This window comes from Oceanisphaera sediminis (assembly GCF_039539745.1).
Classification (GTDB): Bacteria; Pseudomonadota; Gammaproteobacteria; order Enterobacterales; family Aeromonadaceae; genus Oceanimonas; species Oceanimonas sediminis.
In genome coordinates this window covers 1-17,338 of sequence record NZ_BAABDS010000005.1, presented here as the reverse complement: position 1 = coordinate 17,338, position 17,338 = coordinate 1, and the positions used below count along the sequence as shown (strand labels likewise).

General features: G+C 60.9%; 13 protein-coding genes. 9 read left to right on the top strand and 4 right to left on the bottom strand.

The genetic code is table 11. The features are described from left to right. Positions 1 to 11 precede the first annotated feature (11 nt). From ABD827_RS01960 to ABD827_RS01940, 5 genes are all read left to right on the top strand, one after another. Positions 12 to 1,877, top strand: coding sequence for a hypothetical protein (locus ABD827_RS01960; RefSeq protein ID WP_344961852.1), 1,866 nt, complete (start codon positions 12 to 14; stop codon positions 1,875 to 1,877). A gap of 410 nt (positions 1,878 to 2,287) precedes the next feature. Beyond that, positions 2,288 to 5,059 carry a chlorate reductase subunit alpha gene (gene clrA / locus ABD827_RS01955; protein ID WP_344961850.1) on the top strand — a complete coding sequence of 924 codons (2,772 nt, stop codon included), beginning with the start codon at positions 2,288 to 2,290 and terminating at the stop codon, positions 5,057 to 5,059. A 12-nt stretch (positions 5,060 to 5,071) separates the two neighbouring features. Beyond that, on the top strand, positions 5,072 to 6,052 hold the full coding sequence (gene clrB / locus ABD827_RS01950) for a chlorate reductase subunit beta (protein ID WP_344961848.1): 981 nt from the start codon (positions 5,072 to 5,074) through the stop codon (positions 6,050 to 6,052). A gap of 15 nt (positions 6,053 to 6,067) precedes the next feature. Then, a complete protein-coding gene (locus ABD827_RS01945; RefSeq protein ID WP_344961846.1) occupies positions 6,068 to 6,802 on the top strand; it encodes a molecular chaperone TorD family protein in 735 nt (244 codons plus the stop codon). A 23-nt stretch (positions 6,803 to 6,825) separates the two neighbouring features. Beyond that, on the top strand, positions 6,826 to 7,608 hold the full coding sequence (locus ABD827_RS01940; RefSeq protein WP_344961844.1) for an ethylbenzene dehydrogenase-related protein: 783 nt from the start codon (positions 6,826 to 6,828) through the stop codon (positions 7,606 to 7,608). 182 nt (positions 7,609 to 7,790) lie between these two features. Here the strand turns inward: ABD827_RS01940 and nhaC are convergent, their stop codons facing one another. From nhaC to ABD827_RS01920, 4 genes are all read right to left on the bottom strand, one after another. Further along, on the bottom strand, positions 7,791 to 9,266 hold the full coding sequence (nhaC, locus tag ABD827_RS01935; RefSeq protein ID WP_344961842.1) for a Na+/H+ antiporter NhaC: 1,476 nt from the start codon (positions 9,264 to 9,266) through the stop codon (positions 7,791 to 7,793). A gap of 140 nt (positions 9,267 to 9,406) precedes the next feature. Further along, on the bottom strand, positions 9,407 to 11,665 hold the full coding sequence (locus tag ABD827_RS01930) for an ATP-binding protein (RefSeq protein WP_344961839.1): 2,259 nt from the start codon (positions 11,663 to 11,665) through the stop codon (positions 9,407 to 9,409). Further along, the gene (locus ABD827_RS01925; RefSeq protein ID WP_344961837.1) at positions 11,666 to 12,433 is read right to left on the bottom strand and encodes a substrate-binding periplasmic protein; all 768 of its coding nucleotides are present in this window, start codon (positions 12,431 to 12,433) and stop codon (positions 11,666 to 11,668) included. Further along, positions 12,424 to 13,143, bottom strand: coding sequence for a response regulator (locus tag ABD827_RS01920; protein WP_344961836.1), 720 nt, complete (start codon positions 13,141 to 13,143; stop codon positions 12,424 to 12,426). Before ABD827_RS01920 ends, ABD827_RS01925 begins: the two co-directional genes overlap by 10 nt. 340 nt (positions 13,144 to 13,483) lie before the next feature. Between ABD827_RS01920 and puuE the strand changes: the two genes are divergently transcribed. From puuE to ABD827_RS01900, 4 genes are all read left to right on the top strand, one after another. Next, positions 13,484 to 14,422 (top strand): allantoinase PuuE, encoded by a 939-nt coding sequence (gene puuE / locus ABD827_RS01915; RefSeq protein ID WP_344961834.1) that lies wholly within the window; start codon positions 13,484 to 13,486, stop codon positions 14,420 to 14,422. Between the two features lie 262 nt (positions 14,423 to 14,684). Then, the gene (gene fdhA, locus ABD827_RS01910; protein ID WP_425567954.1) at positions 14,685 to 15,884 is read left to right on the top strand and encodes a formaldehyde dehydrogenase, glutathione-independent; all 1,200 of its coding nucleotides are present in this window, start codon (positions 14,685 to 14,687) and stop codon (positions 15,882 to 15,884) included. 91 nt (positions 15,885 to 15,975) lie between these two features. Then, positions 15,976 to 16,521: a formate dehydrogenase subunit gamma gene (locus ABD827_RS01905; RefSeq protein WP_344961833.1), complete on the top strand. Its 546-nt coding sequence runs from the start codon at positions 15,976 to 15,978 to the stop codon at positions 16,519 to 16,521. Beyond that, positions 16,521 to 17,338 (top strand): formate dehydrogenase beta subunit (locus ABD827_RS01900; RefSeq protein WP_486348556.1); only part of this gene is annotated, 818 nt, incomplete at its 3' end. The genes ABD827_RS01905 and ABD827_RS01900, both read left to right, overlap by 1 nt.

Genomic DNA, 17,338 nt, shown 5'->3' with positions numbered 1-17,338 from the left:
AGGAGAGCGCCATGAGCTCAGCACACAATCCTTCCCGCCGTCACTTCTTTCGCCAGCTGGCCAGCCGGGTAGAAGAGGCCGCGCCGGTGGCCATGCCCTGGCGACCGGTGCCGGAAGCCCATGCCGGTGATGGCGACGTACTCTGGTCCGGCTGGGCCGGCGCGGGCGAGGTGTTCGTGGTCGGTGACGAGGGTCGCATACTGCACTTTGACGCCGACCGGCCGGGCTGGCACGAGCAGCCTACGCCGGTGCCGCTGCCCCTGCACGGCATCTGGGGTACCCAGGCCGACAGCCTGCACGCGGTGGGCTGGATGGGTTGCATTCTGCATTATGACGGCGAGCAGTGGCGGCACGTGCGGGGGGGCGTGGTCAACGACGACACCGGTCGCTACGCCCCCTGCGAGGAAAACACCCCCTTGTTTGCCATCGATGGCAATGTTCACGGTCAGGCCTGGGCGGTGGGCGACGAGGGGCGCATTCTGCACTTCGACGGCGAGGGCTGGCAGCCCGAGGCCTCGGGTACCCGCATCAACCTGCGGGCGGTGGCCTGTGCCCCAAACGGCCGGGTATACGCCGCGGGCGGCGAGGGCACCCTGCTGTGCCGCGAGCCAAACGGCGACTGGCAACCGATGGACTGCCCGCTAAGTACCGGTTTTCATGCGCTGCTGGTACTGAACGACGACGAACTGCTGCTGGCGGGCGGGCGCTACTTCGTGGATCAGGGCGGCTTTCGTGGCGAGCTGGTGCATTACCGCCACGGCGAATTTCACAACCTGGCCCACGAGTCGGGTCTGCCGAGATTGCGGGCGCTGCGCGCCTACAAGGACGGCGTGCTGCTGGTGGGTGACAAGGGCCATTTACTGTATCTGCATAACAACAAGGTGCACCGGCTGGCCTGTAACACCCATCACGATTTGATGGACATCGTTACCCTGGGCTCGGGCGAGGCGCTGGTGGTGGGCGATTTCGGCACCCTGATGACCGCCGCTCCCGATTTTGAACAGGCCCTGGCCGTTCCCCACAAAGAAGTGGCGGCGCAAAGCCGGTGGGAGGTCATGGCAAGTCCCACCCGGCGTCAGCTGTGGGGGCTGTGGCAGGCCCACGACGGCCGGATGTATGCCTGCGGCGACACCGGCACCGTGCTGCGCCTGGAAGAGGAGCGGTGGGTGTCCATGCCGGCCCCCGATGAACAACTGGCGGTGCACTGCCTGTGGAGCTGCGAGGGCAGCGGCCTGCTGGCCGGCGGTCAGGAAGGGCGCATTTACCGCTTCAACGGCGAGCAGTGGCAACTGCACTTCGATCTGCACCTGCACACCACCATACTGGCAATGTGGGGCACCGGGCCCGACTGCATCTACGCGGTGGGCGACGAGGGGCTGGTGCTGCATTACGACGGCCTGGGCTGGCAGCGGCTGGCCAGCGGCACCACCTCGGCGCTGTACGATCTCTGGGGCCTGGATGCCCGGCACCTGCTGGCGGTGGGCGACTTCGGGCTGGCGCTGCGCTACAACGGCGAGCAATGGAAGGATTTCAACACCGGCACCGAGCAGTTTATTTACAGCGTCTGGGGCCGGGGATTGAACGACATCTACGCGGTGGGCCTGTCGGGAACCGTGGTGCATTTCAACGGTCAGCGCTGGCATACCATGCCCACCCGACTGCAGCAGGACCTGCTGTCGATCTCCGGCAACCCGGCCGGCGAGGTATTTGCCGTGGGTGGGCAGGGCACTGTGCTGCGGCTGGGGCAGGGCCAGTGGCTGCGGGAAACCGCGCCCACCGAGGTCAGCCTGCGGGCGGTGTGTGCCACCCGGGACGGCACCGTGTATGCGGTGGGCGACCAGGGCTGCATTCTGCGGCGTAGTCCGAAGCCGGAGTAAAACGGTCACCATCACCTTGCAATCGAACTGAAAAACGGGCCCTTGAGGCCCGTTTTTTGTTTTAGGTGCTGCTTGTGTGCGATGAATGCAGGCTTCTGGCGAGCTGTGCACGAGAGCAAAATATTTTTGCTACCGCATCGCTACCCACGCCATAAACCAGATGTAAAAGCTCCAAATGAGTTTTAATTCAGCATAAAAACCGGTTTTAATTGGTATTTAAGATGTTTGTTTTATGGCGATTTTTATCGCTTTGATTGATCTGTATCAATCAGAAGTCAATTGTCCTGCTCGATATGGTCATTAAATGACCTATGTTTAATGGTGGTGTTACTTTTTGAGCAAAACCAAAAGCGAACCGTTCGAACAGGCTGGCAGCAGATGAACAGGCGGTCGCACAGGAGGGCATAACAATGCACATGTCTAAACTCAAGCGTCGCGACTTCCTCAAGGGGCTGGGGCTGACCAGTGCCGGCATCGTGTTTAGCCGTCAAAGCTGGGCGCTTAATCGTCTGGAGCCTATCTCCGACACCCTCGCCAGTGAATACCCCTACCGAAACTGGGAAGATCTGTATCGCAACGAGTGGGACTGGGATCATATCGGTCATGCCGCCCACTGCATCAACTGCATGGGTAACTGCGCCTGGAACGTCTATGTGAAAGACGGCCTGGTGATCCGTGAAGAGCAAATCGCCAAGTATCCCCAGGTCAACCCCAAGGTGCCCGACGCCAACCCCCGCGGCTGCCAGAAAGGGGCCATTCACTCCACCGCCATGTACGAAGCCGACCGGCTTCGCCATCCGCTCAAGCGGGCCGGCGAGCGGGGCGAGGGCAAATGGCAGCGTATTTCCTGGGATCAGGCCACCGAGGAAATCGCCGACAAAATCATCGATATATTTGAGAAATACGGCCCCGGCAAGCTCAAGACCCACCAGGGGTCGGGTAACCAGACCATGGTGCGCCAGTCCGGCCCCAACCGCTTTGCCTCGCTGGTGGGCGGCATTCAGCTAGACGGTTTTACCGTGGTGGGCGATCTGAACACCGGCGCCCACCTTGCCTACGGCAACCCGCTGGAAAGTTTCACCTCCGACGCCTGGTTTGATGCCGACTACATCATGCTCGGCATGATCAACCCCAACGCCACCCGTATTCCCGACGCTCACTATATCTGGGAAGCCAAATACAACGGCGCGCGCATTACCAGTACCGCCCCGGATTACAACCCCAGCTCCATTCACACCGACCTGTGGATGCCGATTCAGCAGGGTTCGGATCCCTTCCTCGCCCTGTCGTTTGTCAACGTGATTATCGAGGAAAAGCTGTTCAAGCCCGACTTCATGAAGGAGCAGACCGATCTGCCGATGCTGGTGCGCACCGACAACGGCAAGCTGCTGCGCGAAAGCGACCTGGTCGAGGGTGGCTCCGAGGAAGTGTTCTACCACTGGGATCTGAACACCCAGCAGGCGGTGAAGGCCAAGGGGTCGATGGGCAGTGACGACAAGGATCTGAAGCTGGGTGAGGTGGACCCGGCGCTGGAGGGCGAGTTTGACGTCAACGGCATCGAGGTCACTACCGTATTCGAGCAGGTGAAAAAGGAAGCGGCCAAATACCCACCGGAAAAGACCCAGCAGCAAACCGGGCTGCATCCGGACGTGGTGCGCCAGGAAGCCCGTCATCTGGCGGCGGCCAAAAAAGCCATCATCATGCTGGGCTACATCGTCTCCAGCTACTCCAACTGTCTCTATATCGGCTGGGGCTATGCCCTGGCCCTGGCGCTGACCGGCCACGGCGGGCGCACCGGCGGCCTCGACACCTCCTGGGTGGTGTGGAACCACCCGCGCTGGACCGAGCTTGCCACCTTTGATGGCAAAAAGTCGGCTCGCTACGAGCCGGGCGGCCTGGGTGAGGTGCTGCGGGGCGACATGATGGGCGGCATACGTAATCACTTCAACAACAAGAAGCTCAAGGAGCGGGTCGGCTTCGACATCGACGAGATGGAAGCCATGATGCAGGAGTCCATCGACGAGGGCTGGATGCCCTACTACGGTGAAATAAAGGGCATGATCTCGATAGCCGACAACACCTTTCGGCGCAACAAGCTGGCCGAGCATTACCGTGATGAACACCTGCGCCAGGCCAGCGAGCTGTATGTCAACGTCAACACGCGCATGGACTCCACCGCCGAGTGGGCCGACTACGTGCTGCCGGCGGCCAGTCACTACGAAGCCTGGGATTTGAGAACCCAGGGTTATCACCGTTTCTGTAATGTCTTTACCGAGTCGGTGCCCCCGGTGGGCGAGTCCAAGCCCGACTGGGACATCATGGCGCTGCTGACCCAAAAGATTCAGGAACGGGCCATCGCCCGGGGCATCGGTCCCATTCAGGACGGCGACGTCACGCGGGATCTGCACACCATTCACGACGACTACACCATGAACGGCAAGCTGAATACCGCACTGGATGCCTGCCGTTACATCGTGGACAACTCGCCGGAATTTGGTGGCGTCAGCCTGGAAGAGGCGGGCGAACGCGGCTTTATCGTGATGAACGAACAGGCGGGCCTGAACCAGCCGCTGAAGCCGGACCAACCCTATAACCCCTTTACCGCGCAAACCGATGACAAGAAACCCTATGAAACCCTGACCGGGCGGATCACCTTCTATTGTGATCACCCCCGGTTTGAGCAGCTCAAATCCACCGTGCCCACGGCGCGGCTCTATGCCGGCCCGGAGGCGTCCGACTATCCGCTGCATTTCTATTCGCCCCATACCCGCTGGGGGATTCACTCCAACTGGCGCAGCAACAAATATATGCTGCGGTTGCAGCGGGGCGAGCCCAATATCTACATCAACCCCAAGCTGGCGGCCGAGCGCGGCATCAAGGACGGCGATCGGGTCAAGCTGTTCAACGGTAACGGCGAGTTCTTTGCCCAGGCCAAGTTCTACCCCAGCATTCCGGCCAACTCCATCATGATGGAGCACGGCTGGGAGCCGCATCAATACATCCATCGCAAGCCGATGAACAACTCCCATGCCACCCTGCTGCAGCCGCTTGAGCTGGTGGGGGGCTGGGGGCATCTCAAGTTTATCTATGCCAAGTGGAACGCCAACCAGGTTATCCATGAAAGCAGCTACGACATCGCGCTGGCCACGGCGGATGAAATCAGTGACCCACGGGTCCTATAAGAGGAGACCGTCATGGCTGTCAAACGACAACTCAGCATGGTGCTGGATCTGAACAAGTGTATCGGTTGCCATACCTGCTCCACGGCCTGCAAGCTGATGTGGACCAACCGCAACGGCCGCGAATTCATGTACTGGAACAATGTGGAAACCATGCCGGGCAAAGGCTACCCCCGGGACTACCAGAACATGGGCGGCGGTTTCGATACCGACGGCGCCCTGCGCCTGGGCAGACAGCCCAGCCAGGAAGACTACGGTATTCCCTGGGAATACAACTACGAAGAGGCCTTGATGACCGGCACCGACCCCTGGCTGCGCCCCAACGTCAAACCCACCTGGGGCGCCAACTGGGACGAAGACGAAGGCGAGGGCGATTACCCCAACAGCTACTACTTCTACCTGCCACGGCTGTGCAATCATTGCTCAAACCCGGGCTGCCTGGCGGCCTGTACCCGTAACGCCATTTACAAGCGGCAGGAAGACGGCATCGTACTGGTGGATCAGGAGCGCTGCCGGGGCTATCGCTACTGCGTTAACGCCTGTCCCTACAAGAAGGTGTACTTCAACGAACAGATCTCCAAGTCGGAGAAGTGCATCTTCTGTTATCCGCGCATCGAAAAGGGCCTGCCCACCGCCTGTGCCCAGCAGTGTGTAGGGCGTATTCGCTGGATTGGTTATCTCGACGACGAGGCGGGCCCCATCCATTTGCTGGTTAACAAGTACAAGGTGGCGCTGCCGCTGCACGCCGAGTGGGGCACCCAGCCCAATGTGTTTTATGTGCCGCCGATGTCGCCGCCCAAATACGGCCCCGACGGCAAGGCGCTGAAAGAATCGCGCATACCGCTGGACTACCTGGAAAGCCTGTTCGGCAAGCGGGTGGGTGAGGTGCTGGAAATGCTCGGTGCCGAGCGCCAGGCCAAGGCCGAGGGCCGGGACAGCGAACTGATGGATACGCTGATTGGCTACAAACACGCCGAGATGTTCAAACTCAGCTGAACGGGGAGTGAGCAGATGAACGAGATATCAATGCCCCCCCGGCGTGTGGATGCGGTGATTGCCCGGGGCACAGTGTTCCGGCTGGCCGCCGCCATGCTGGACTATCCGCTGGCCGAAACCCAGCAGGCGCTCGAGCAGGGGCGTCTGTCTCAGGCGCTGAATGCGGCCATGCAGACACTGGGCGAGGCCCCCTGGCCCGAGCTGCCGGCCAGCTCCGATCTGTGTGCACTGGAGGTGGGCTACATGGCCACCTTTGCCCATGGTCGGCGCGGCAAGCCTCGGGTGCCGCTGGTGGCCAGCGCCTACGAACCGTTGCTGGCCGGTGAAACGCCGGGCAGCTTCATGCTCAATGTGCAGGCGTTTTATCGCCATTTCGGTCTCAAGGCGGCGACCGATGACGAAGGGCATATCGACGAGCCGGACCATCTGGTCACCATGCTCGAATTTTGCGCCCTGCTCTGTCATCTGGAAGAGCAGGCTGCAAGCAAGCAGCGCGATGCCTCGCCCTATCAGCGGGCGCAGCGGGACTTTATGGCCCGTTACCTTATTCCGCTGCTGAGTGCCTTGCGTGCCCGTCTTGCCGGCGAAGGGGACCCGGGGCTGGATGCCGGCCTGGCCTATCTGGTGCAGCGCTTGCCGGACTGGGCGTCAGGCCAGCGGCACCGCCTGGAGAATCAGGTCGGCCCGTGCCCGGCACCGGGCGCGAGCCGCCACACGGCAAGCACCGAGCCCCAGAAGCTGTGGGATTAGGCATGACCCAAGAGGAACCCGTTATGAGAGTCAATCTGTCCATTTACCGCGCCGTTCTGCTGGGGCTGGTGATGACCACCGGTGCCGCCCAGGCCGATCACCCCGAACTCAACCCCAACGTGACCGATGTGCATTCGGGCGATACCGTCAAGGTGGCGCGCATTCCCGGCACCATCTACCTGCGCACCCAGAACGACCCGGATGACTTGATCTGGGATCGGCTGCCCGTTTACCGCACCGAGCTGTATTCGGCGCCGCCGGTGCATGCGTCCGTGATCTTGCGTTTCGATGAGGATACGGCACTCGAGCCCAAGCATCTGTATTTTCAGGTGGCCCGCTCCGATGAGCGCTTCTATATGCGGCTACGCTGGAAGGACGCTACCGAAGACAGGGGCACCACCGTCGACCGTTTTCGTGACGGCGTGGCGGTGCAATATGCCATCAAGGGCCCCGACACCTCCTTCATGATGGGCTCGGGTCCTGACAAGCCGGTCAACATCTGGTACTGGCAGTCAGGTCAGGAGCAGGTCGACAACCTGGCCGCCGGCGGTTACGGCAGTACCACCCGGCTGCCCGAGCAAATTGTGGCCGGGGCCAGCTCCTATATCACCGACGAGATCGTTCAGGACAACCAGTGGCATGTGGTGATGTCCCGGCCGCTGAAGGTGGAGGGCGAGCATCAGGTGGATCTTTCCCGCGACAGCATCCCGGTGGTATTTGCCCTGTGGGAAGGGCACCATGATCAGCGTGACGGCGACAAGCGGGTATCTCCCAACTGGATCCTGCTGGACAACGGCAAAGGCTGATGCGCCATTCATGGCGCAGAAGGTCGGTTTGAAAGCCAATCGATCCCGTTAACTGAACGGTGTTAGCCCAAGAGGCGTTCATGATGGAGCGGGAGGGCAATCCGAATAACGACAAAACGACATTGTTCTTCTCTATCATACAGAAAACGGGCCATCAGGCCCGTTTTTGTTTATTTGGTGTGCTATTTCGCCGGCACCGGCTCGGGGGCGAGTTCGGCTTCTTGCCGTTGCCATTGTGCTACTTCCTCGGCCGAGGCCTTGGGCGAGAACCAGCCCAGGTGAGCGTAGGCCATGCCGATCAGCGGCGACAACCAGCAGGCGAAGGCCAGCGGAATATACAACAGGTTTTCGGTCTGTCCTTCGGCAATGCCGAGGCCCAGAGCGGTGATCACCACGGCGCCACCGGCGTTCCAGGGAATCAGCGGCGATATCAGGGTGCCGCCTTCTTCAACGGCGCGCGACAGGTTGAGCGCCGAATAGCCCTTGGCCCGGTAGGCGGGAGCGAACATACGGCCGGGCAGGGCGATGGACAGGTAGGGGTCGCCGCCAATCACGTTGGTCATGGCCGAGGTGGCGATGGCGGAAGACTGGACGGCACCAAAGCTCTTGGCGCGGGTCAGAATTTTTTCCATGATCACCGCCAGACAGCCGGTACGCTCCAGCACGCCGCCGAAGGCCAGGGCCACCAGCATCAAGGTGATCACCCAGGTCATGCTCTGTATGCCGCCACGGTTGAGCAGGGCATCGATTTCGCGCACGCCGGTATCAATCTGATAACCGCCGAACATGAAGTTGAACGCCTGCTGCAGGCCCACGTCTTGGGTCAGCATGGCGGTCGCCAGGCCCAGCATGGCGCCGGCAAACAGGGTGGGCAGGGCGGGCATTTTCTTCAGCGCCAGCAGCACGGTCACGGCCAGCGGCAGCAGCAGCGGCCACGACAGGTTGAAGTGCTGATCCAGGCCACTGATGATGTTCTCGATGCGACCAAAATCCACGGCCTGATCGCCAATCAGGCTGAAGCCGGCAAACAGGTAGATAACCAGGGCAATCAGCATGGCCGGAACGGTAGTGGGCAGCATGTTGCGGATATGGTCGAACAGGTTCACGCCGGTCACCGCCGGAGCCAGATTGGTGGTATCCGACAGCGGCGACATCTTGTCACCGAAGAAGGCACCCGACACCACGGCGCCGGCGGTCCAGTACATGGGAATATCGAAACCGTTGCCGATGCCCATCAGTGCCAGGCCCACGGTGCCGGTGGTGCCCCACGAGGTACCGAGCGACACCGACACCACGGCGCAGATCAGCACACTGGCGGCCAGAAACAGCTCGGGAGAGATCAGGCTCAGCCCCAGCTTGATCAGATAAGGCACGGTGCCGCTGGCAATCCAGATGCCGACAATCATGCCGACGATAATCAGAATGCCGACCGACTGTAGCCCCAGGCGCACCACGTGCATGATGCCGTCTTCCATCTCGGGCCAGCGGTAGCCGCGCAGCCAGCCGATGAGCGCTGTGATGGCCACGCCGATGGCGAGCGGAATATGGGGGGTGAAGTTACCGAAGTAAAACAGCTGCACGCCCAGCACTACAAAGGTCAGTGCGATGGGCAGGCAGGCCAGCCAGAAGCCGGGTTTGCGCGGGGTGGGTGTTACCATGGTTCTCTCCTTGAGCCTGTGGGGCAGACCGGTGCAAGTAACCGGTCTGCGGCAAATATCCTTATCAGGGACAGGGTCAGACTAAAGTAGCCATGTGTGGCAGTTATGAGATAAATGTAAAAGTTTGTAACAGTTTTGTATTAGTTATTGCCACCCAAGCGGCTGGTGAGCGCAGAAAGCCCTTGCTGTGTTTCCATTACCGCCTGGGTCAGCTCGCCGGCCAGGCGGTGGGTCAGCAGGTTCTGGGTCTCGGCGGTGTGCTCCAGCCGGGACAGCACCTCGGCCAGCCGGGTCTGATCCAGCATGCGGGCGGTCCCCCCCAGCCGGTGCGCCAGTTGGCCCAGCTCCAGATGATCTTCTGCTGCCAGCGCCTGCTCTATGGCCGCCTGCCGGGCAGGCAGCTCTTCGGTAAACTGGTTCAGCATGGCCTGCAAGCGGGGGCGACCCAGCACCCGCAGATGCTCTTGCAGCAGGGGCTGCTCCAGCTCCGGCTGAATACGAATGCCCATCGCCTGACTCAGCGCCTGGGTCAGTCTTGGCCATTGCACCGGCTTGGCCACCACGGCCTTGAGCCCGGCGGCCAGATAACGGCGAATGTCATCGGGGCCCACACTGGCGGTGAGGGCAATGACCGGGGTGTCCCGGTTCAGCCCCCGGGTTTGATGGCGAATACTGCGGCTGGCTTCCAGGCCGTCGATGCCCGGTAGATGCATGTCCATCAGAATAAGGTCAAACGCCTGATGCCTGGCCATCTCGACCGCCTGCTCGCCGCTTTCCGCCTGGCTCACCAGGTGACCGTGTTGCTCCAGCATGGCCGCAAGAATGGCCCGGTTGATGGTTACATCCTCTACCAGCAGCAGGCTGAGGCTGGGCAGGACGGCCAGCTCGCTCTCTTGTTCGGTGGTCGGTGTGTCGGCAGGCGTCAGCGGCAGAATAAAGCTGAAGCAACTGCCCAGGCCCGGGGTGCTTTGCAGGCTCATGCTGCCGCCCATGGCCTCGATCAGGCGTTTGGAAATGGCCAGCCCCAGTCCGGTGCCGCCATAACGCCGGCCTATGCTTTCGTCGGCCTGGGTAAAGCGCTGAAAAATGCGATTCTGCTGCTCAAGGGCAATGCCGATGCCGTTGTCTTCCACGCTGAATTGCCAGCCGCCATCCACCGGCCGGGCGTCGAGTGTGACCCGGCCGCCCTCGTCGGTGAACTTGGTGGCGTTGGACAGCAGGTTGATCAGCACCTGGCGCAGCCGGTTGGCGTGGCCCGAGAGCCAGAGTCCGGCGTTGGGGGCGTCCAGTTGCAGCTGAATCTGCTTGGCCTCGGCGTAACCCTGCATCATGGCGACACTGCTTTCCAGCAGTTCATTCAGGACGAAGGGAGCCGGCTCCTCGGGCAAGGGGCCCTGCTCCAGCGCCGCATAATCGAGCACGTCGTTCAGCAGCATCAGCAGGTGCTCGGCCGAGTGCTGCAGTATGTCGAGCATCCCTTGCTCCGGGCTGTCTTTCAGCGCGGGCCTGAGCAGGGTGAGGGTGCCCATAATGCCGTTCATGGGGGTGCGCAGCTCGTGGGTCATGTTGGCGATAAAACGGCTTTTGGCGCTGTCGGCCGCCTCGGCCGCTTCCTTGGCCTGGCGCAGGTGCTGGGTGCGTCTGTCTACCAGGGCTTCAAGCCGGTCTTTGTCGTGCTGCAGCTCGTTTTGACGGCGCTCCACCGCGCGGCGCATGGTGTTGATAGCGCCCACCAGGGTATCCAGCTCGTCGGGCAACTGGCCGGGCTCGCGGGCCAGGGTCAGTGGCGGGCTATTGGGTTGGCCTTCGCCAATCTGCGCCACATGATGGGCCATGCGCTCCAGGTGACGAGTAACCCGACGTTGAAACACCAGCATCAAACAAAGGGCTATGGCCAGTATGGTCAGGGTCTGGCTCAGCAGAATGGTTTGTGCGTGGTCAATCAGCTGCTGGCGAATGCTGTGCTTACTAAAGGCAATGTCCAGCCGGCCAACCTGCTGGGGGCCCAGTGCCGGGCTGGGATAAATCAAGTCGAAGCCGTATTCGTGAAAGCCCTCGCTGCTGTTATTACCGGCCAGCACCAGCGGGTCGGTCAGGGCGTCTCCGGTCACCGACAACCGTGCCAGGTGTGGCATGTCGAGCATGCTTTCCAGTTGTAACCGGGCTTGCGGCAGATTCAGATCCCACAGGCTCTGGGTCAGGCTGTCGAGGTAGCTCTGTTCGATAAGGGTAAGGCGATCGTCAAGATCCTGGCGTATCTGGCGATGGTCGAGCCAGAGCTGAAAGACGGTAGAGAGCAGCGACAGGCTCAGGCTGACGCCCAGTACCAGCAGAAACAGGCGAAAACTCAGCGGATGCCGCCGCCGGTAGCGGGGCAACAGGGTAAACAGGGCATTCATTCAGGGAGTGTCCAGGTAGCGGCGTTCAAAATAGGGAGTAATGCGTTCAATATAATGGTCGTCGATAAGCGCCTGCAGTTGTGCCGACAGCGCCGGCAGCAGCGGCTCCAGAACCGAGCCTTTGGGCAGGGTCAGGTGATAGTGCTCCAGCGTGACCAGATCGGGCAGGGCAAACACCTGCCCGGTGAGCCCGAATTTCTGTGCCTGCAGCTTGCCGGTCCCCAGTCCGATGGGCATGTAGTCGATACGGCCCAGCGCCAGCTTGTGAAAATTCTGCTCGCCGGTGGACACCCGCTCCACATGCGGATGGCGGGCCGCGGCCTGGTCGAAATCGTCACCGAAGCTGTCGCCAAACAGCATGCCCAGGGTCTTGTCGGACAGGTTCCAGGGCGACTGATTGCCGTTGCCGAAATGGGTAAACAGCACCACAGGCTCGGCGACGATGGGGGGGGTGCTGAATACAAAGTCCTGCTCCCGCCGGCGGGTCTTGTAGGCGGCCAGAATCAGGTCTACCTTGCCCTGGCGCGCCGCCAGCTGACAGCGTTCCCAGTTGCCGAACACCTGCATGTTGACCGAATAGCCGTGCTCGGCCAGCAGCTTGCGGGCCAGATGGGGAGTAATGCCGATCAGCTCCCCATCCTGCACCCATGACAGCGGAGGAGACTCGGGGTGACCGCAGGCGGTAAGGGGGCGGGCGTGAACCGGCTCCTGTGCCTGCAACGGCAGTGATGGCAGCAGGGCAAACAGCAGTAACAGCATCAGTGGCATGGCACCGGCCTTGGGGTAAATACGTAACCGGCACCATGCACGGTGAGGATGATGCCGGGATTGGCCGGGTCGTCTTTCAGCTTGCGTCGCAGCCGGCCTACCAATACATCTATGGTTCTGTCATTGGGGGCCCACTCCCGATTTTTGATCTGATCCAGCAGTTGATCCCGTGACAGGGTCTGTCCCGAATGGTGCAAGAAGGCACACAACAGCTGGTATTCACCGTGGGTCAGCGGCGTTTGCCGGTCGTGTTCATCAAGCAGCACTCTGCGATCCAGATCGATGCGCCAGTGGTCAAACCGATGAATATTGGCAGTGGAAGCCGTATCGTCCCGGGGGGCGGTGGCCCGTACCCGGCGAGCCAGGTTTTTGGCCCGGGCCAGCAGCTCGCGGGGGTTGAAGGGTTTGCACACATAGTCGTCGGCACCGCATTCCAGGCCGATGATACGCTCTATGTCGTCCTGACGGCCGGTTACCAGAATGATGCCCACCTCGGAGCCGGCGCGCAGCTCCCGGGTCAGGGTCAGGCCATCCTTGCCCGGCAGCCGAATGTCCAGCAGCACAAGATCGATATCCTGCCCGCTCAGTATCTGCTCGGCTTCTTCCGCGCTCCGGGCGGCAAACACCTGATGCTGCTCTACCCTGAAGTACTCCACCAGGCAATCCCGCGTGGTGTCGTCGTCTTCCACAATCAAGATGCGGATATCCATATCGCTTGTTCTCATTTTTACTTGATATTGTATACAGTGTGACCCGCCGACCCACTTCTATCATCGCCGAAGCACGGTTGTCAATCTTGTCTCTGTACGCAGCAGATTAGAACCGATCGGCACATCTGATGGCGTTGTGTACCTTTATACAAGTTGCTATTGGTCAGAATGAAAAAAGGCACCTGATTGCCTTGATCCTACACCTGACTCAATGCGGTGGTCATCCATCGATTTCCGGTACTGATGCAATTATTGTTAATTATGATGTTGCTATTTTGTTATCAATCGATGTGGGGTATGTTGTTTTTCTCACGAAATCACTATTTGACGAGACTCATATATGCCTTCATCAATTCGTTTAGATGCCGCCGAGCGGCTGCAAGACCTGCAGGGTTACGGCGACCAGCCACCTCATCCCCACTGGCCGGAAAAAGCACGTCTGGCGCTGTCGATTGTACTTAATATTGAAGAGGGTGCCGAGTCACATATTCTCGACGGCGATGCGGCGGCGGAATATCTCAATTCGGACATGCGGTGTGAACCCTGGCCCGACCGGCGCAACCTCAATCTTGAATCCCATTACGAATATGGCAGCCGGGTCGGCGTATGGCGGCTGCTGGACCTGTTTCGGGAACGCAACATTCCCATCACGGCGTTTGCGGTGGGGCAGGCGCTGCAACGGGTGCCGAAGATAGCAACCCGTCTGGTGGCAGACCGCCATGAAATTGCCGCCCACGGCTGGCGCTGGCTGGACTATCGCGATGTATCGCCCGAGGTCGAAGCCGAGCACATGCGGCTGGCCATGAACACCATTACCGAGCTGACCGGACAGCGACCGCTGGGCTGGTATACCGGGCGCGTCAGCCAGGCGACCCGCCAACTGGTGATCAACGACGGCGGTTTCTTGTATGACTCCGACGCCTACAACGATGATTTACCCTATTGGGTCAAGCACGATCAGGGCCACCATCTGGTGGTGCCGTATTCCTTTGACACCAATGATATGCGCTTTGCTTCTTCGCCCGGGTTTGATACCGGCAATGACTGGTTGAATTATCTGACGGACACGTTCGACTACCTGTATCGGGAAGGGGCGCATCAGCCGCGCATGATGTCGGTGGGGCTGCATTGCCGTCTTGCCGGCCGTCCCGGCCGGATGATGGCACTGGAGCGCTTTCTCGATCATGTGGCGAAACACCAGGACGTGTGGCTGGCGCGACGGGTCGATATTGCCCGGCACTGGCATGAACACCACAGCCCCGATAACGCCACCGACTAACCGCGTAATCAGCTTTTCGACACCGTGTTTGTGGCCGCCCAGCCGTCGGTTACCGGCGGCCATCGCGCGGGCAGGGCAAAGACTGCCTCGTCTTCATGTCTTGTTTTGGCATGTCGATGTCTTTATCAGCAATGTTACCAAAGTGTAACGGCGGTTTACTGTCGGCCAGGTTGACAGACGTTGAAACGGCTGTCTTTCGAAATCTGGTAACGCGCGGGCCTGATGCCGGCGTTGACTCCCGTTAAGCAAAAGGACGTTGATTATGTGCGCAATTCACGGAAACAGAGGCGTTGTCTATACCGGCCCGGGCACGGTTGAGGTGCAGTCCATCGCCTTCCCGGAACTGTCTATCGGCAAGCGAGCCTGTCACCACGGGGTGATCCTCAAGGTGGTGTCGACCAACATCTGCGGCAGTGACCAGCATATGGTGCGTGGACGAACCACCGCCGAAGCCGGTTTGGTGCTGGGCCACGAAATCACCGGACAGATCATCGAATGCGGCCGCGATGTCGAGTATCTGAAAGTGGGCGACATCGTTTCCGTGCCGTTCAATATCGCCTGTGGCCGTTGCCGCAACTGCAAGGAAGGCAAAACCGGCATCTGCCTGAACGTCAACCCGGCCCGCCCCGGTGCCGCCTACGGCTATGTGGACATGGGCGGCTGGGTCGGTGGCCAGTCCGAGTTCGTGATGGTGCCCTATGCGGACTTCAACCTGCTCAAGTTTCCGGATCCGAACCAGGCGATGGAAAAAATCCGCGACCTGACCCTGTTGTCCGACATCTTCCCTACCGGCTTCCACGGCTGCGTCACCGCCGGCGTCGGCCCCGGCTCCACCGTTTATATTGCCGGTGCCGGCCCGGTCGGCCTGGCCGCGGCCGCCTCGGCCCAGCTGCTGGGCGCGGCCTGCGTCATCGTCGGCGACATGATCCCGGACCGTCTGGCCCAGGCGCGCAGCTTTGGTTGCGAGACCATCGATCTGCGTGAAGAAGGCTCGATGGAAGACAAGATTGAACGGATCCTGGGTGAACGCGAAGTCGATGCCTTCGTCGACTGTGTCGGCTTTGAAGCGCACGGCTGCGGCTGTGACCATGGCAAGGAGCAGCCGGCTACCGTGCTGAACTCGGCCATGGCCCTGACCCGCGCCGGCGGCCAGATTGGTATTCCCGGCCTGTATGTCACCGAAGATCCGGGTGCCGTGGACGAGGCCGCCCGGCAGGGTGCCCTGAGCATGCGCTTCGGCCTGGGCTGGGCCAAGTCCCACTCGTTCCACACCGGTCAGTGTCCGGTGATGAAGTACCATCGCCCCCTGATGCAGGCGATTCTGTTCGACAAGGTGAAAATTGCCGATGCGGTCAACGTGCAGGTCATCAGCCTGGATCAGGCCGCCCAGGGGTATGCCGAATTTGACGGCGGAGTAGCGAAGAAATTTGTGATCGACCCCCATGGCATGGTTCCGGCGTAAAGGATAGGGTTGACTGCTTCATGCCTTCCATCTTGCGGTGGAGGGCATGTTTTGCATCCGGCCAGGAACGGCCGGCAGGACAGTACTGTTCATGGCGGTAGATACAGACAAGCCCGCGATGACCGTTTTTTACAAGGTTGATGATATGGATGAGACTCAAACAGGCGTTCTTGACACTATCGAAGCGATAGTGACGTCGATAAAACACAAACCCGGCGCGCTGTTGCCCATCCTGCATCGTATTCAGGACCAGTTTGGCTATATTCCCGATGCCGCCATCGGGGTGATAGCCACCCATTTACGCAGCACCGCGGCCGATGTGCACGGGGTGATCAGTTTTTATCATTATTTTCGCAGCGAGAAGCCGGGCAAGCACGTGATTGAAATCTGCCGGGCCGAAGCCTGTCAGGCCCAGGGCTGTCGCGAGTTTGAACGCCATGTGCGGGAAAAGCTGGGCATCGACTTCGACCAGACCACCCCGAACCGGGACATCAGTCTGAAGGCGGTCTATTGCCTGGGCAACTGCGCCACCGGTCCCTCCATTCGAGTGGGGGACAAGATCAAGGGCCGCATGAGCCCGGCCAAATTCGATCGGCTGGTGGACGAGCTGACCACCTTCAAACTGGAGCTGAAATAATGACGCTGCGAGTTTATGTTCCCTATGAAACCACGGCCCTGTCGCTGGGCGCCGACGAGGTGGCGACCCTGATCCGGCGTGAAGCCGAGCGGCGTGGCCTGGATATCGAAGTGATCCGCAACGGCTCCCGGGGCCTGTTCTGGCTGGAGCCGCTGGTGGAGGTGGAAACTGCAGACGGCCGCTATGCCTTCGGCCCGGTCGAGCTGAACGACGTGGCCTCCCTGTTCGACGCCGGCTTCGAGCGCGGTGCCGTCGAGCACCCGCTGGCTCTGGGCCTGACCGACCAGATCCCCTATCTGAAAAATCAGCAACGGGTGACTTTCTCCCGCATCGGTATCACGAGTCCGGTGTCGCTGGATGACTATCGCGCGCTGGACGGCTTCAAGGGCCTGGAAAAAGCGGCGGCTTTGTCTCCCCAGGAATTGGTCGATTGCGTGAAAGCGTCCGGCCTGCGCGGCCGGGGCGGGGCGGCGTTTCCCACCGGTATCAAGTGGCAGACGGTGCTGGACACCGAAGCCTCGCAGAAATACATCGTCTGTAATGCGGACGAGGGCGACTCGGGCACCTTTGCCGACCGCATGGTGATGGAATGCGACCCCTACATGCTGATCGAGGGCATGATCATCAGCGGCCTGGCGGTGGGCGCCACCCAGGGTTACATCTACCTGCGGGAAGAATACCCGCTGGCCAATGAGTTGTTGAACCAGGCGATCGAACGGGCCTATGCCGCCGGTATTCTGGGCCTTGATGTGGCCGGCAGCGGCCGTCGCTTCGAGCTGGAAGTGCGGCTCGGCGCCGGCGCCTACATCTGTGGCGA

Excerpts from the sequence above, each read along its gene's own strand:
- ABD827_RS01960 (WP_344961852.1), top strand. The coding sequence starts at position 12 with ATGAGCTCAGCACACAATCCTTCCCGCCGTCACTTCTTTCGCCAGCTG.
- clrA (WP_344961850.1), top strand. The coding sequence starts at position 2,288 with ATGCACATGTCTAAACTCAAGCGTCGCGACTTCCTCAAGGGGCTGGGG.
- clrB (WP_344961848.1), top strand. The coding sequence starts at position 5,072 with ATGGCTGTCAAACGACAACTCAGCATGGTGCTGGATCTGAACAAGTGT.
- ABD827_RS01945 (WP_344961846.1), top strand. The coding sequence starts at position 6,068 with ATGAACGAGATATCAATGCCCCCCCGGCGTGTGGATGCGGTGATTGCC.
- ABD827_RS01940 (WP_344961844.1), top strand. The coding sequence starts at position 6,826 with ATGAGAGTCAATCTGTCCATTTACCGCGCCGTTCTGCTGGGGCTGGTG.
- nhaC (WP_344961842.1), bottom strand. The coding sequence starts at position 9,266 with ATGGTAACACCCACCCCGCGCAAACCCGGCTTCTGGCTGGCCTGCCTG.
- ABD827_RS01930 (WP_344961839.1), bottom strand. The coding sequence starts at position 11,665 with ATGAATGCCCTGTTTACCCTGTTGCCCCGCTACCGGCGGCGGCATCCG.
- ABD827_RS01925 (WP_344961837.1), bottom strand. The coding sequence starts at position 12,433 with ATGCCACTGATGCTGTTACTGCTGTTTGCCCTGCTGCCATCACTGCCG.
- ABD827_RS01920 (WP_344961836.1), bottom strand. The coding sequence starts at position 13,143 with ATGGATATCCGCATCTTGATTGTGGAAGACGACGACACCACGCGGGAT.
- puuE (WP_344961834.1), top strand. The coding sequence starts at position 13,484 with ATGCCTTCATCAATTCGTTTAGATGCCGCCGAGCGGCTGCAAGACCTG.
- fdhA (WP_425567954.1), top strand. The coding sequence starts at position 14,685 with ATGTGCGCAATTCACGGAAACAGAGGCGTTGTCTATACCGGCCCGGGC.
- ABD827_RS01905 (WP_344961833.1), top strand. The coding sequence starts at position 15,976 with ATGGCGGTAGATACAGACAAGCCCGCGATGACCGTTTTTTACAAGGTT.